General features: G+C 58.4%; 1 protein-coding gene. It reads left to right on the plus strand.

Annotated features, from left to right (window positions below; genetic code table 11):
- A partial coding sequence (locus tag Q4563_RS22895) for a LysR substrate-binding domain-containing protein (protein ID WP_303606187.1) occupies nt 1-233 on the plus strand: 233 nt, incomplete at both ends.

Consider the following 233-nt stretch of genomic DNA (forward strand, 5'->3'; position numbering starts at 1 on the left):
GATTTGACACTGAGTAATCAACGCCTATACCTAATGGATGAAGGCCTAGATTTGGCCGTGCGACTTGGCCCACTGGAAGATAGCCGCCTGCTCGCCCGATTACTGGCCGAGCGCACCCCCATTGTGTGTGCCGCGCCCGGATATCTAGCCCGCCACGGTACGCCGCACACGCTCCGTGAATTAACCGACCACAACTGCCTGCGGGGTACGCTGGATAACTGGCGCTTTAGTGA

The sequence above is a fragment of the Gilvimarinus sp. 1_MG-2023 genome, assembly GCF_030548285.1.